At 55.1% G+C, this 14001-nt stretch carries 14 protein-coding genes and 1 other annotated feature; of the genes, 8 read left to right on the top strand and 6 right to left on the bottom strand.

The window, feature by feature from the left end:
* Window position 1: 1 nt before the first annotated feature.
* The 3 genes from trpD to trpL form a co-directional block, all read right to left on the bottom strand.
* Window positions 2–1597, bottom strand: coding sequence for a bifunctional anthranilate synthase glutamate amidotransferase component TrpG/anthranilate phosphoribosyltransferase TrpD (trpD, locus tag V1572_RS15610; protein ID WP_008502806.1), 1596 nt, complete (start codon window positions 1595–1597; stop codon window positions 2–4).
* The gene (locus V1572_RS15605) at window positions 1597–3159 is read right to left on the bottom strand and encodes an anthranilate synthase component 1 (protein ID WP_395299354.1); all 1563 of its coding nucleotides are present in this window, start codon (window positions 3157–3159) and stop codon (window positions 1597–1599) included. The genes trpD and V1572_RS15605 overlap by 1 nt, the downstream gene beginning before the upstream one ends.
* Window positions 3160–3184: 25 nt before the next feature.
* Window positions 3185–3278, bottom strand: a sequence feature (Trp leader region).
* Complete coding sequence (trpL, locus tag V1572_RS15600) at window positions 3255–3299, bottom strand: trp operon leader peptide (protein ID WP_106993556.1); 45 nt, start codon at window positions 3297–3299, stop codon at window positions 3255–3257. Its footprint overlaps the feature before it by 24 nt.
* Window positions 3300–3438: 139 nt before the next feature.
* Between trpL and rnm the strand changes: the two genes are divergently transcribed.
* The 3 genes from rnm to rluB all read left to right on the top strand — a co-directional run bounded on the left by rnm (window position 3439) and on the right by rluB (window position 5909).
* Window positions 3439–4320, top strand: a complete 882-nt coding sequence (rnm, locus tag V1572_RS15595; RefSeq protein WP_395299353.1) for an RNase RNM — start codon at window positions 3439–3441, stop codon at window positions 4318–4320.
* Window positions 4317–4937 carry an L-threonylcarbamoyladenylate synthase gene (locus V1572_RS15590; RefSeq protein ID WP_003856793.1) on the top strand — a complete coding sequence of 207 codons (621 nt, stop codon included), beginning with the start codon at window positions 4317–4319 and terminating at the stop codon, window positions 4935–4937. Before rnm ends, V1572_RS15590 begins: the two co-directional genes overlap by 4 nt.
* Window positions 4938–5033: 96 nt before the next feature.
* A complete protein-coding gene (gene rluB / locus V1572_RS15585) occupies window positions 5034–5909 on the top strand; it encodes a 23S rRNA pseudouridine(2605) synthase RluB (RefSeq protein WP_008502809.1) in 876 nt (291 codons plus the stop codon).
* 35 nt (window positions 5910–5944) lie between these two features.
* Here the strand turns inward: rluB and cobO are convergent, their stop codons facing one another.
* Together cobO and V1572_RS15575 are read right to left on the bottom strand one after the other, a co-directional pair.
* Window positions 5945–6535, bottom strand: coding sequence for a cob(I)yrinic acid a,c-diamide adenosyltransferase (gene cobO / locus V1572_RS15580; protein WP_045908891.1), 591 nt, complete (start codon window positions 6533–6535; stop codon window positions 5945–5947).
* Window positions 6532–7293, bottom strand: a complete 762-nt coding sequence (locus tag V1572_RS15575) for a YciK family oxidoreductase (RefSeq protein ID WP_196364472.1) — start codon at window positions 7291–7293, stop codon at window positions 6532–6534. Before V1572_RS15575 ends, cobO begins: the two co-directional genes overlap by 4 nt.
* Window positions 7294–7544: 251 nt before the next feature.
* Between V1572_RS15575 and sohB the strand changes: the two genes are divergently transcribed.
* A complete protein-coding gene (gene sohB / locus V1572_RS15570; protein ID WP_395299352.1) occupies window positions 7545–8591 on the top strand; it encodes a protease SohB in 1047 nt (348 codons plus the stop codon).
* A 34-nt stretch (window positions 8592–8625) separates the two neighbouring features.
* On the opposite strand, the gene V1572_RS15565 is transcribed toward sohB, so the two are convergent.
* Window positions 8626–8877: a YciN family protein gene (locus tag V1572_RS15565; RefSeq protein ID WP_003856804.1), complete on the bottom strand. Its 252-nt coding sequence runs from the start codon at window positions 8875–8877 to the stop codon at window positions 8626–8628.
* A 399-nt stretch (window positions 8878–9276) separates the two neighbouring features.
* Between V1572_RS15565 and topA the strand changes: the two genes are divergently transcribed.
* From topA to ymiC, 4 genes are all read left to right on the top strand, one after another.
* A complete protein-coding gene (gene topA, locus V1572_RS15560) occupies window positions 9277–11874 on the top strand; it encodes a type I DNA topoisomerase (protein WP_059365098.1) in 2598 nt (865 codons plus the stop codon).
* Window positions 11875–12061: 187 nt separating this feature from the next.
* Entirely contained in the window at window positions 12062–13036 is a 975-nt protein-coding gene (gene cysB, locus V1572_RS15555; RefSeq protein ID WP_008502814.1) for an HTH-type transcriptional regulator CysB, read from the top strand.
* A 338-nt stretch (window positions 13037–13374) separates the two neighbouring features.
* Window positions 13375–13515 carry a YmiA family putative membrane protein gene (locus V1572_RS15550; RefSeq protein ID WP_213327741.1) on the top strand — a complete coding sequence of 47 codons (141 nt, stop codon included), beginning with the start codon at window positions 13375–13377 and terminating at the stop codon, window positions 13513–13515.
* A gap of 310 nt (window positions 13516–13825) precedes the next feature.
* Window positions 13826–13924: a small membrane protein YmiC gene (gene ymiC, locus V1572_RS15545; RefSeq protein WP_032623144.1), complete on the top strand. Its 99-nt coding sequence runs from the start codon at window positions 13826–13828 to the stop codon at window positions 13922–13924.
* Window positions 13925–14001 lie beyond the last annotated feature (77 nt).

Below are 14001 nucleotides of genomic sequence, written 5' to 3'. Positions count from 1 at the left end.
TTTACCCTCTTGCCGCAAGTGCGGTAACGCGATCGTAAGCTGCACCGGAGCGCAGTACATCCAGAACTTTTTGAACGTTGGCCTTCAGGTCTTCCTCGCCGTGCAAACGCATCAGCATGGCGACGTTGGCGGCAACGGCGGCCTCATGGGCGACCTCTCCCTTACCTTGTAATAAGCGCGTCAGAATGTCACGGTTTTCTTCCGGGGTACCGCCGGCCAGCGCTTCCTGGTGATACGGAGTTAAACCAAAGTCAGCGGCTTCGAGCTGGTAGCTCAGGATTTCACCGTCGCGCAGTTCGGCTACCAGCGTCGGCGCATGCAGTGACACTTCGTCCATTCCGCCGCTGTGCACCACGGCGGCACGCTGGTAACCCAGCACGCGCAAGGTCTCGGCAATCGGCAGGACCAGTTCCGGACTGTAGACACCGATCAGCGCCAGCGGCGGATGGGCCGGGTTGATCAGGGGGCCGAGCACGTTAAACAGCGTGCGGGTTTTAAGCTGCTGACGAACCGGCATTGCGTGGCGGAAACCGGTGTGATACTTCGGCGCAAACAGGAAGCAGACGCCCAGGTCATCCAGCGCTTCACGGGAACGTTCGGCGTTCATATCGAGATTAATGCCGAATGCCGCGAGTAAATCAGACGAGCCTGACCGGCTGGACACGCTGCGGTTACCGTGCTTCGCCACTTTCAGGCCACACGCTGCGGCCACAAAGGCGCTGGCGGTTGAAATATTGATACTGTTGCTGCCGTCACCGCCGGTGCCGACGATATCGGCAAACGGATAGTCCGGACGCGGGAACGGGGCGGCATTTTCCAGCAGGGCCGTGGCGGCACCGGCGATCTCCTGCGGGCTTTCACCGCGGACCTTCATGCTCACCAGTGCGGCTGCGAGCTGTTCCGGCTTCAGCTCACCGCGAACCACGGCGGAGAAGAGCTGGTGGCTCTCCTGCTGGCTCAGGGTTTGCGCCTGATACAGTTTTTCCAGAATCGGCTGCAGGGTGTTGGTCTGCTCCAGCTTCTGTAACGCCCAGTCGAGTGTCTGCTCCAGCAGGCGGGCACCGTGGGAGGTCAGGATGGATTCCGGATGGAACTGCATCCCGCAGACGCGATCCGCGTCGTGACGTACCGCCATCACCATCCCTTCAAACGAGGCGTTGATCGTCAGCCCGGCGGGAATGTTGCTGCCGACCAGCGAGTGGTAGCGCGCGACCGGGAGCGGATTCGGCAGCCCGGCAAACATCGCCTGGCCGTCATGTTCAATGCTGGACGCTTTACCGTGGAGGATTTCACCTGCCTGGCCAACGTAGCCGCCATAGGCTTCAACAATCGCCTGATGGCCCAGGCAGATGCCGATAATCGGCAGCTTGCCGCGCATACGGGTCAGCAGCTCTGGCATACAGCCCGCTTCGCTCGGCGCGCCTGGCCCCGGAGAGAGCATCAGCACCGGGTTTTGCATGGTGGCCAGACGGTCAATCAGGGTTTGCGCCGGTACATGGTTACGATAGATAACGACGTTATGGCCATTCGCACGCAGCTGATCTGCCAGGTTGTAGGTAAAGGAGTCGATATTATCGAGCAGCAGAATGTCAGCCATCAGAAAATCTCCTGTGCGTGGTGTGCGGTAGCAATGGCGCGAAGGACCGCACGGGCTTTGCTGCGCGTTTCGTCAGCTTCAGACTGCGGAACAGAATCAAGAACAATCCCGGCACCCGCCTGGACGGTGGCAATACCGTCTTCAACATAGGCGGAGCGGATCACGATGCAGGTATCGAGGTCACCATGGGCGGTGAAGTAACCCACCGCGCCGCCGTAGCTGCCGCGACGACGCCCTTCGGCGGCGGCAATCAGCTGCATAGCGCGCACTTTCGGCGCACCGCTCAGGGTGCCCATGTTCATGCAGGCGCGGTAGGCGTGCAGCACGTCGAGGTCCTGGCGCAGCTCACCGACCACGCGGGAGACCAGGTGCATCACGAACGAATAGCGGTCGACTTTAGTCAGGTCCGCCACGTAGCGGCTGCCTGGGGTGCAAATACGAGCCAGGTCGTTACGTGCCAGGTCAACCAGCATCAGATGCTCGGAGAGCTCTTTATGGTCGGTGCGCATTTCCAGCTCGATACGGCTGTCGAGATCGCGATCCAGCGAGCCGTCTGCGCGACGTCCACGTGGACGGGTTCCGGCGATCGGGTAGATCTCAATCTGGCGGCTGGCGGCGTCATATTTCAGCGAGCTTTCCGGCGAGGCGCCGAACAGCGTGAAGTCGTTGTCTTGCATAAAGAACATGTACGGGCTTGGGTTGCTCTTTTTCAGCACGTCGTAAGCGGCCAGCGGAGACGGGCAGGGCAGAGAGAAGCGACGGGACGGTACAACCTGGAAAATTTCCCCGGCGCGAATCGCTTTTTGCATCTGGCGAACCACGGCACCGTACTGATCGTCGGTCTGGTTCACATCGCAGGTCATTTTTTCCACGCGCTGTACCGGCAGTGCAGGTGGCGCTTCCGTCATCTGCTGCTGAAGCTGCGCGATACGGTGCTCAAGACGGTTTTTCTCAGCGGTCGAAGGCGTGAACAGGCTGGCCTGGATACGGGTGTACTGTTTCTGATGGTCGATCACCAGCAGGGTTTCGGCCAGATAGAAGCAATAGTCCGGGCAGCGATTGCCCTGCTCGGTTTCCGGTAAATCTTCAAATCCGGCGACCAGGTCGTAGGCAAACAGCCCGCCAAAGAACATCGCTTCACGCTCATCGTGCGGAACGGTGACCAGGTTCTGCAGCAGGCGGAAGGCATCAAAGACGGAAAGGGAGCACAGGCGCGCGTCTTCATCCAGCAGCTGGCTAACCGGCGGGAAATGCAGAATGCGCATTTCTGGATGACGTTCGTTTTCGATGCCTGAAGGCAGGGCGGCATCCAGCAGTGGCAGCAGCGATGCGCCGTTGTCTGATAAGGCCTTAATTGTGACAGTGTCACCTAGAGCGGTAATGCGCAGCGCGCTGTCGACCAGCAGCAGGCTCTTGAGATCGTCCTTGCTGTCAATGTCCGCAGATTCCAGCAGCAGCGTTGCCGGGCGAGCCCCGCACACCTGATGAAACAGCGCGGTCGGGTTGTGGCGATAGGCCGCCTCGCAGGTCAGCAATTCGAGATGGGGTTTGGCTGTTTGCATGTTGGTGTTCTCATTTATTCTGTTCAAAAAAAAGCCCGCTGGGTAGCGGGCGGGTATCTGTTTGCATTTTGCAGACGCGTGACACTGCCCGATGATCAGGAAGTACGCCACCAACCGTGCAGAGTGAAATGTGCTGTCATTTTCAGATACCTTTCTCGTGTGAACTTGCGTACTAGTTAACTAGTTCGATGGCGTGTTGTCAACCCTTGATTTCAGAATTTCGATATAAGTCGGTATCATGATGGTTTCGGATGTCTCCAACCTGTTATGGGAAGTGCTTTGAGCGATACCACCTACGCTATTATTTATGATTTACACAGCCATACTCAGGCCTCTGATGGCCTGCTGACACCCGAAGCCCTGGTTCATCGTGCCGTTGAAATGCGCGTCGGTACGCTGGCGATAACCGATCACGATACGACGGATGCCATTCCGGCGGCGCGCGCCGAGATCGCCCGCAGCGGGCTGGCGCTTAATCTGGTCTCCGGTGTCGAAATTTCGACCGTCTGGGAAAACCATGAGATTCATATCGTTGGCCTGAACATCGATATAGACCATCCGGCACTTATTGCTTTTTTGCAAGAACAAAAAACGCGCCGCAACCAGCGCGCGGAGATGATCGGCGAACGTCTGGAAAAGGCGCATATTCCGGGCGCACTGGAAGGTGCCCAAAAGCTGGCGAACGGCGGGGCGGTCACGCGCGGTCATTTCGCCCGTTTTCTGGTAGAGGCGGGTAAGGCCACGACGATGGCGGATGTCTTTAAAAAGTATCTGGCGCGCGGGAAAACCGGATACGTTCCGACACAGTGGTGTACAATAAAACAAGCTATTGATGTGATTCATCATTCTGGCGGTAAGGCCGTGCTGGCCCATCCGGGGCGGTATAATCTTTCTGCTAAATGGCTGAAAAGGCTGCTGGCGCACTTTGCCGAAAACGGTGGTGAGGCGATGGAAGTCGCCCAGTGTCAGCAGGCGCCCAATGAGCGCGCGCAGCTCGCGACCTATGCCCGACAGTACGGTCTGCTTGGCTCACAGGGTTCTGATTTCCATCAGCCCTGCGCCTGGATCGAACTGGGGCGCAAGCTCTGGCTGCCTGCTGGCGTTGAGCCGGTCTGGCAGCTCTGGGAACAGCCGCAGCAAATTGAAGAGAGGGAAGTATGAGTCAGTTTTTCTATATCCATCCGGACAACCCGCAGCCACGTCTGATTAACCAGGCCGTGGAGATCGTCCGCAAAGGCGGCGTGATTGTCTATCCGACCGATTCAGGCTACGCGCTGGGCTGCAAAATTGAAGATAAAGGGGCGATGGAACGCATTTGCCGTATTCGCCAGCTGCCGGACGGCCATAACTTTACCCTGATGTGCCGCGATCTCTCTGAGCTTTCCACCTATGCTTATGTGGATAACGTGGCGTTTCGCCTGATCAAGAACAACACGCCGGGCAACTACACCTTCATCCTGAAAGGGACGAAAGAGGTGCCGCGCCGCCTACTGCAGGAAAAGCGTAAGACTATCGGCATGCGCGTGCCGTCGAACCCGATTGCGCAGGCGCTGCTGGAAACCCTCGGCGAGCCGATGCTCTCTACCTCGCTGATGCTGCCGGGCAGCGAGTTTACCGAGTCCGATCCGGAAGAGATCAAAGATCGTCTGGAGAAGGTGGTCGAGCTGATTATTCACGGCGGTTATCTCGGCCAGCAGCCGACCACCGTGGTCGACTTAACCGAAGATGCACCGGAAGTGATTCGAGAAGGCGTGGGTGACGTAAAGCCTTTCTTGTAATGGTATAAGCAGATATACTACGCGGCCATCAAAGCAGGGCTCAGCCCTCTTTTGACCTGATTCGACGCCTGTGAAGGCGACACCTGAGGAAGCTCAATGAGCGAGAAGTTACAGAAAGTGCTGGCGCGTGCCGGCCACGGTTCACGCCGTGAAATCGAAGCCATTATTGAAGCGGGCCGCGTGAGTGTGGACGGTAAAATCGCCACGCTGGGTGACCGCGTAGAAATCGTACCGGGGCTGAAGATCCGTATCGACGGTCATCTTATCTCTGTAAAAGAGTCTGCTGAACAAATCTGCCGCGTGCTGGCTTACTACAAGCCGGAAGGCGAGCTGTGTACCCGCAATGACCCGGAAGGTCGCCCGACGGTGTTTGACCGTCTGCCTAAACTGCGTGGCGCTCGCTGGATTGCCGTTGGTCGTCTGGACGTGAATACCTGCGGTCTGCTGCTGTTTACCACCGATGGTGAACTGGCAAACCGTCTGATGCACCCAAGCCGTGAAGTGGAACGTGAATACGCCGTGCGTGTGTTCGGCCAGGTTGACGAGAATAAACTGCGCGACCTGTCGCGTGGCGTTCAGCTGGAAGACGGTCCTGCGGCGTTCAAAACCATCAAATTTACCGGTGGGGAAGGCATCAACCAGTGGTACAACGTGACCCTGACCGAAGGCCGCAACCGCGAGGTGCGTCGTCTCTGGGAAGCGGTAGGCGTGCAGGTTAGCCGCCTGATCCGTGTCCGTTACGGCGACATCCTGCTGCCAAAAGGCCTGCCGCGTGGGGGATATACTGAACTGGATCTGACCCAGACCAACTACCTGCGCGAGCTGGTCGGTCTGACGCCGGAAACCACCTCTAAAGTGGCGGTGGAAAAAGATCGTCGCCGCATGAAGGCGAACCAGATTCGCCGTGCGGTGAAGCGTCACAGCCAGGTGAGCAGCAACCGCCGCTCTGGCAGCCGTAATAACAACGGTTAATGTAAAAGCCCGGTGAAGACACCGGGCTTTTTTCTTTAGTAATCAATCCCTATTTGCGCTTTGATGCCCGCATCAAACGCATGTTTAACCGGACGCAGCTCGCTGACGGTATCTGCCAGTTCCAGAATATCCCGATGGCACCCGCGGCCCGTGATGATAACCGTCTGATGGGCGGGACGGTCTTTCAGTGCATTAAGCACGTCTTCCAGCGGCAAATAGTCGTAGGCGACCATATACGTGATCTCATCCAGCAGAACCATATTGAGTGAAGGATCGGCCAGCATTCTTTTAGCGTGCTCCCAGACGGCCAGACAGGCTGCGGTATCGGTTTCGCGGTTCTGGGTGTCCCACGTAAATCCGGTCGCCATCACCTGGAACTCAACGCCGTGGGGCTCAAGCAGATTACGCTCGCCGTTAGGCCACTCACCTTTAATAAACTGGATTACGCCGACCTTCTGTCCGTGGCCGACGGCGCGTGTCGCCGTGCCGAATGCGGCCGTGGTTTTCCCTTTGCCGTTGCCGGTAAATACGATGACGATCCCGCGCTCATCCTGAGCGGCCGCGACGCGCGCATCAACCTGTTCCTTCAGACGCTGCTGGCGCTGCTGGTGACGTTCTTCACTCATTGCGATATTCCTGGTTTACGGCCTGGCTGGGCGTCAAAGGTCATCCCGGTTTTGCGGCGGCTGTCGTCGCCCATTAGCCAGAGATAGAGCGGCATAATGTCTGCCGGCGTTTTCAGCTTCTGCGGATCTTCCGTTGGGAAGGCGCTGGCGCGCATTTTGGTGCGCGTACCGCCCGGGTTAATGCAGTTTACGCGCAGATGGCGGCTTTGGTACTCCTCTGCCAGCACCTGCATCATGCCTTCGGTCGCGAACTTTGATACGGCATAGGCACCCCAGTTTGCACGCCCCTCACGGCCTACGCTGGAGGAGGTGAACACCAGTGAACCCGAATCCGATTTGAGTAATAAAGGAAGCAGTGCCTGGGTCAGGAAAAACGTCCCGTTGACGTTGACCTGCATGACCTCCTGCCAGATCTCGGGATCCTGTTCATCCATCGGGCGAACTTCGCCAAGCAAGCCGGCATTGTGCAGTACGCCGTCCAGGCGCGGGTAATGGGTGCTGATGCGGTGAGCAAGCTCATGACATGACGCGGGCGTGCAGGTGAGCAGATCGAGCGTGTACCAGCGAGCAGGAATCCCACCTGCGGCTTCAATCTCCTGCGCCACCCCTTTAAGTTTTTCTTCGTTGCGGCCGGTCAGGATGACGCTCGCGCCATACTCAGCGTAGGTCAGCGCCGCTTCACGGCCAATCCCGTCGCTGCCCCCAGTGACAAGAATGATGCGGTTCTGCAGCAGATTTTTTTGCGGTTGATAATGCAAGGTGACTCCTCGGCGCACGGTGACTCAAAGACGCCTTCTTTTGTGACTTTTCGGCTTTATGCCCGAATTCGCCTGATAATTCAATCAGTCTACAGGACGCATTGCTGTAAAATTAACAATTTGCAAATATTTAAACGCCAGACCGGGGATTCCTGAAGGCGCCTCGCAGAGGTAATGTCACGAGCGAGACGCATGGGCAGGGCTGATGTACACTGCCGTGAAAGATTCGTGGTTAAATCAAGGTGGAACGCGTGGAATTACTTTCTCAATATGGGTTGTTTTTGGCGAAAATCGCGACGGTGGTGATTGCCATTGCGGTGGTTGCCGTTCTGATTGTCAACCTGACGCAGCGCAAGCGTCAGCGTGGGGAGTTACGCATCACCCGCCTGAGCGAGCAGTATAAAGAGATGCAGGAAGAGATGTCTCTGGCGCTGCTTGACAGTCATCAACAGAAACTGTGGCTCAAAGCGCAGAAGAAAAAGCATAAACAGGAAGCCAAAGCGGCAAAGGCAAAGGCGAAGCTCAATACGCCACAGGATAAGGCCACGCCCCGCGTCTACGTGCTCGATTTCAAGGGCAGCATGGATGCGCATGAAGTGTCCTCTTTGCGGGAGGAAGTGACGGCCGTTCTGGCCGTGGCGACGCCTCAGGATCAGGTCGTTGTTCGTCTTGAAAGCCCGGGAGGTGTCGTGCATGGCTACGGCCTGGCCGCGTCTCAGCTACAGCGCCTGCGTGAAAAACAGATCCCGCTGACCGTAGCCGTAGATAAAGTGGCGGCGAGCGGTGGCTACATGATGGCCTGCGTGGCAGACAAAATTGTGGCCGCACCGTTTTCTATTATTGGCTCGATCGGCGTGGTCGCGCAGATCCCGAACTTTAACCGCTTCCTGAAAAATAAAGAGATTGATATCGAACTTCACACGGCGGGTCAGTACAAACGCACCCTGACGCTGCTGGGTGAAAACACGGAAGAAGGGCGCCAAAAATTCCGTGAGGATCTCAACGAAACGCATCATCTCTTTAAAGACTTTGTGCACCGTATGCGCCCGACGCTGGACATTGAGCAGGTCGCGACGGGTGAGCACTGGTACGGCGTTCAGGCGCAGGAGAAAGGGCTGGTGGATGAAGTCGGAACCAGTGACGATCTGCTGCTCAACCTGATGGAAGGTCGGGAACTGGTAGGCGTCCGCTTTGCCCAGCGCAAGCGACTCCTTGACCGCTTTACCAACAGTGCCTCAGAAAGCGCGGACCGCCTGCTGCTCCGCTGGCTACAGCGCGGACAAAAACCGCTGCTGTAAACAAAAACGCGAGGCTTATGCCTCGCGTTTTGCGTTAATCGACCAGGTGATATTTCTCGGAAAGCGTGTGCGCCAGGTATTTAAACATGTTAAACACGGCGGTGCTTTTCGGGGTCGGTAAGCCCTGTTCATCAAGGAAGTATTCGCCGCTGAAAACCAGCACGCCATTTCGCTGCTCTACGCCGGTGGCTTCAATGCCTGCCAGCGTATCTTCATGGTCACGAATAAGCTTGTTTGCTTCGATAAGCAGAGAGGCTCGGTCAATAGGTTGGGTCGTATTCTGCATAATCCACTCCTTAAACAGTGACAATAGTCTACGCCGAGGGCGCTTTGGGGGCAAATTTTCCCTGTAATGTGAGGGGATAAGCTGCAGGGGCCTGGCTGGCAGGATTTGCTTTTGCATGCTAATAAAGTTGCGTAACGAATTTTATCAGGTAGAGTGTGCGCTTTCGTCATTCTGGCAACAGAATTGCTTGACATTCAACCGGGAATTCGTCACGAATTACACGAGATGTGAGAAAAATACCCGAGAACTCAATCACCTGGGCGGCTTTTCTTTAACGCCCGGTAAGACAAAGGGGTTGATATCTCCTGACGCAGTCGCAATATCATTGGCTCGTCGTCAGCGGAAGGGAAATCAACGTGCGGCGTATTCCTGGAAGAATTAAATTAGGTAAAGGTGAATATGGGTAAAGCTCTCGTCATCGTTGAGTCCCCGGCAAAAGCCAAAACGATCAATAAGTATCTGGGTAATGACTACGTGGTTAAGTCCAGCGTGGGTCATATCCGCGATTTGCCGACCAGTGGCTCAGCCAGCAAAAAGAGCGCAGACTCTACCTCCACCAAAGGGGCTAAAAAGCCTAAAAAGGATGAACGTAGCGCGCTTGTCAACCGCATGGGTGTTAACCCATGGCATAACTGGGATGCACAATATGAAGTGCTTCCAGGGAAAGAAAAAGTCGTTAACGAGCTGAAGCAGCTGGCTGAAAAAGCAGACCACATCTATCTCGCAACCGACCTTGACCGCGAAGGGGAAGCCATTGCGTGGCACCTGCGGGAAGTGATCGGGGGTGATGACAAACGCTACAGCCGCGTAGTGTTTAACGAAATTACGAAGAATGCGATTCGTCAGGCGTTTGAGAAGCCGGGCGAGCTGAATATCGACCGCGTCAACGCCCAGCAGGCGCGTCGCTTTATGGACCGCGTCGTGGGTTACATGGTTTCTCCACTGCTGTGGAAGAAGATTGCCCGTGGCCTGTCCGCAGGTCGCGTGCAATCCGTCGCCGTGCGTCTGGTCGTTGAGCGTGAGCGCGAAATTAAAGCCTTCGTGCCGGAAGAGTTCTGGGAAGTTGATGCCAATGTGACAACGCCGGGCGGTGACGCTCTGCCGCTGCAGGTAAGCCATCAGAACGATAAGCCTTTCCGTCCGGAAAACCGCGACCAGACCATGGCCGCCGTGGCGCTGCTGGAAAAGGCACGCTATCAGGTACTGGAACGTGAAGACAAACCGACCAGCAGCAAGCCTGGTGCGCCGTTTATCACCTCCACCCTGCAACAGGCGGCAAGCACCCGTCTGGGTTACGGCGTGAAGAAAACCATGATGATGGCCCAGCGCTTGTATGAAGCGGGTTACATCACCTACATGCGTACCGACTCAACCAACCTGAGTCAGGACGCGGTCAACATGGTGCGTGGCTACATTAGCGACAACTTCGGTAAGAAATACCTGCCGGAAAGCGCTAACCAGTTTGCCAGCAAAGAGAATTCTCAGGAAGCGCACGAAGCGATTCGTCCTTCTGATGTCTCTGTGCTCGCTGAATCGCTGAAAGATATGGAAGCCGACGCGCAGAAGCTGTATCAGCTGATCTGGCGTCAGTTTGTTGCGTGCCAGATGACCCCGGCCCAGTACGACTCCACCACGCTGACCGTCGGGGCGGGTGATTTCCGTCTCAAGGCGCGCGGTCGTATTCTGCGTTTCGACGGCTGGACGAAAGTGATGCCTGCGCTGCGTAAAGGTGATGAAGATCGAACGCTGCCAGCGGTGAACAAAGGTGATGAACTGTCTCTGGTTGAGCTGATCCCGGCTCAGCACTTCACCAAGCCACCTGCACGCTTCAGTGAAGCATCTCTGGTAAAAGAGCTGGAAAAACGCGGTATTGGCCGTCCGTCGACCTACGCGTCAATTATCTCGACGATTCAGGATCGCGGTTACGTCCGTGTTGAAAACCGTCGTTTCTATGCGGAAAAAATGGGTGAGATCGTCACCGATCGTCTGGAAGCCAACTTCCGCGAGCTGATGAACTACGATTTCACCGCGCAAATGGAAGACAGTCTCGACCAGGTTGCCAGCCACCAGGCAGAATGGAAAAAGGTCCTCGACAGCTTCTTCAGCGATTTCACCGACCAGCTTGAAAAAGCGGAGAAAGACCCTGAAGAGGGCGGCATGCTGCCTAACCAGATGGTACTGACCAGCATCGACTGCCCAACCTGTGGCCGCAAGATGGGGATCCGTACTGCCACCACGGGCGTGTTCCTGGGCTGCTCCGGCTATGCGCTGTCGCCAAAAGAGCGCTGCAAAACCACCATCAACCTGGTGCCGGAGAATGAAGTTCTCAACGTGCTGGAAGGTGACGATGCGGAAACTAACGCTCTGCGTGCCAAGCGCCGCTGCAAAAAATGCGGCACGGCAATGGACAGCTACCTGATCGATCCAAAACGCAAGCTGCACGTGTGTGGTAATAACCCAACGTGTGACGGGTATGAGATCGAAGAGGGCGAGTTCCGCATTAAAGGCTATGACGGCCCGATTGTGGAGTGCGAGAAGTGTGGTTCTGAAATGCACCTGAAAATGGGGCGTTTCGGTAAGTACATGGCCTGCACCAACGATGAATGCAAAAACACGCGCAAAATTCTGCGTAACGGTGAAGTGGCTCCGCCGAAGGAAGATCCGGTTCCGCTGCCAGAGTTGCCGTGCGAGAAATCCGACGCATACTTCGTGCTGCGTGACGGCGCGGCAGGTGTCTTCCTGGCCGCCAACACCTTCCCAAAATCGCGTGAAACCCGCGCGCCGCTGGTGGAAGAGCTGCATCGCTTCCGCGATCGTCTGCCGGAGAAACTGCGTTATCTGGCCGATGCGCCACAGCAGGATCCGGAAGGCAACAAAACCGTGGTGCGGTTTAGCCGTAAAACTAAGCAGCAGTATGTTGCGGCAGAGAAAGAGGGTAAAGCGACCGGATGGTCAGCCTTCTTTGTCGATGGCAAATGGGTTGAAGGCAAGAAATAATCTTCCCTAACCGTAACTTACCTGTGAAAGGGCCGGATTTCCGGCCCTTTTTTATTACCTTGTTATTATTTTTTGTTCCGTACTATACAGTCAGGCTATAAATGATATAGTGGTTATAGTTAACCTGTTTCTTATTATTAAATCGTCTTAAGCGATTGACCGCATGCGCTAAATCGGATGGTCTGGCATGAAATTACAGCAGCTTCGTTATATCGTTGAGGTGGTGAATCATAACCTTAACGTCTCTTCTACCGCCGAGGGGTTATATACCTCGCAACCGGGCATCAGCAAACAAGTTCGTATGCTGGAGGATGAGTTAGGCATTCAGATTTTCGCCCGCAGCGGTAAGCATCTTACCCAGGTGACGCCGGCGGGGCAGGAAATCATCCGCATTGCGCGGGAAGTCCTCTCCAAAGTCGATGCGATTAAGTCTGTGGCAGGGGAGCATACCTGGCCGGATAAAGGCTCGCTGTACATTGCCACCACGCATACGCAGGCGCGCTATGCGCTGCCAGGCGTGATCAAAGGCTTTATCGAGCGTTATCCTCGCGTCTCGTTGCATATGCACCAGGGCTCGCCAACGCAAATCGCTGAAGCCGTCTCCAAGGGGAATGCAGACTTTGCCATCGCCACCGAAGCGCTTCACCTCTATGACGATCTGGTCATGCTCCCGTGCTACCACTGGAACCGTTCTATTGTGGTGACCCCCGATCACCCCCTGGCGGGTAAAGGGTCGGTCACTATCGAAGAGCTGGCCCAGTATCCTCTGGTGACGTATACCTTTGGCTTTACCGGGCGTTCTGAGCTTGATACGGCCTTTAACCGGGCAGGATTAACGCCGCGCATTGTCTTTACCGCGACGGACGCCGACGTGATTAAGACCTATGTCCGGCTTGGATTGGGGGTGGGCGTCATTGCCAGCATGGCGGTGGATCCGGTGTCAGACCCTGACCTGGTGCGTCTTGATGCGCATGATGTTTTCAGCCATAGCACCACAAAAATTGGTTTCCGCCGCAGCACCTTCCTGCGCAGCTATATGTATGATTTTATTCAGCGCTTTGCCCCTCATTTAACGCGTGATGTGGTTGATACCGCCGTGGCATTACGCTCAAATGAAGATATTGAAGAGATGTTTAAAGACATCAAACTTCCCGAAAAATAATCACACCCGGTATCTTTCCCCCAGGGAAAGATACCGAAATAACCTCTCAAAGCTAAATTAGAATTATCATCATCTGCGATTCCCCTGCCATATAATGTCATTATCCATTTAATACGTAAGGTTATAATGTCGTGAATTGGCGACAAAAGTAGAAACTAATTTACGCCTTCGCAAATTTTTCTTTTCAATTATTTATTTCTGGTCAAAAGATTGAATATTTCATACCTCCCGGTGCGTAAATTCACTGGCTTTTCGGCTAAAGTTTCTTTAGGATTTATCTCAACAGATGATTAATTGTACCAATTGTTTGGTCCTAAATGATAAGCGATGTCGATTGTATGAGGTTAGCAATGCCTTCAGGAAGTGAAGAACCGCAAAGGGATCCTGCGCTCAAGCGTAAAGCCTGGCTGGCGGTCTTTCTCGTCTCTACCCTGTTTTGGGTGGTGGTTGCTCTCCTGGCCTGGAAATATTGGGGTTAAATATGTCAGTGACGGTACGTACAGCTTCGGTAAAACAGATGTGTCAGCATCGTGACAGCGGCCACAGAGGGCGTAAAGCACCTGCGACTGTTGTACCCGCGTCCTGGAAACTGACGCCGCAGCAGCAGGCTTTTATTGATGTGTTCGCAGAAGACGAACCCAAAAAACAATAATTTAGTTTATTGCGTAATGATGCAAATAGTCTGAATATCGACTCTGCGCTTTTGTACTCTTTAATAAATACACATCAGCAATATAGCACTGAGGAACGACCTCGGAATTTTTATAAATAATGCCTGGTGTCCCTATGATGAATAACATGACGTCTCACAAATACTGGTCGTGGATCGGCGTTTTTACCGTGTCGATTCTGTTCTGGAGTCAGCTCATCTGGCTGGCGCTCCACTAAATTGTAAAACCTCGCTACGGCGGGGTTTTTGTTTCCCCGCGCTGGACCAATCCTAAATTTATCAATTTGGGTTGTTA

It is taken from the genome of Enterobacter quasiroggenkampii, assembly GCF_043972695.1.
In the GTDB taxonomy this organism is placed as follows: Bacteria; Pseudomonadota; Gammaproteobacteria; order Enterobacterales; family Enterobacteriaceae; genus Enterobacter; species Enterobacter quasiroggenkampii.
Note: the sequence above shows the minus strand (reverse complement) of the source record. Positions and strands in the feature narration are given on the sequence as shown.

What these genes read in the sequence shown, in the direction of transcription:
- trpD (WP_008502806.1), bottom strand. Translation starts at nt 1,597, where the DNA reads ATGGCTGACATTCTGCTGCTCGATAATATCGACTCCTTTACCTACAAC.
- V1572_RS15605 (WP_395299354.1), bottom strand. Translation starts at nt 3,159, where the DNA reads ATGCAAACAGCCAAACCCCATCTCGAATTGCTGACCTGCGAGGCGGCC.
- V1572_RS15590 (WP_003856793.1), top strand. Translation starts at nt 4,317, where the DNA reads ATGAGTCAGTTTTTCTATATCCATCCGGACAACCCGCAGCCACGTCTG.
- rluB (WP_008502809.1), top strand. Translation starts at nt 5,034, where the DNA reads ATGAGCGAGAAGTTACAGAAAGTGCTGGCGCGTGCCGGCCACGGTTCA.
- cobO (WP_045908891.1), bottom strand. Translation starts at nt 6,535, where the DNA reads ATGAGTGAAGAACGTCACCAGCAGCGCCAGCAGCGTCTGAAGGAACAG.
- V1572_RS15565 (WP_003856804.1), bottom strand. Translation starts at nt 8,877, where the DNA reads ATGCAGAATACGACCCAACCTATTGACCGAGCCTCTCTGCTTATCGAA.
- topA (WP_059365098.1), top strand. Translation starts at nt 9,277, where the DNA reads ATGGGTAAAGCTCTCGTCATCGTTGAGTCCCCGGCAAAAGCCAAAACG.
- cysB (WP_008502814.1), top strand. Translation starts at nt 12,062, where the DNA reads ATGAAATTACAGCAGCTTCGTTATATCGTTGAGGTGGTGAATCATAAC.
- V1572_RS15550 (WP_213327741.1), top strand. Translation starts at nt 13,375, where the DNA reads ATGAGGTTAGCAATGCCTTCAGGAAGTGAAGAACCGCAAAGGGATCCT.
- ymiC (WP_032623144.1), top strand. Translation starts at nt 13,826, where the DNA reads ATGAATAACATGACGTCTCACAAATACTGGTCGTGGATCGGCGTTTTT.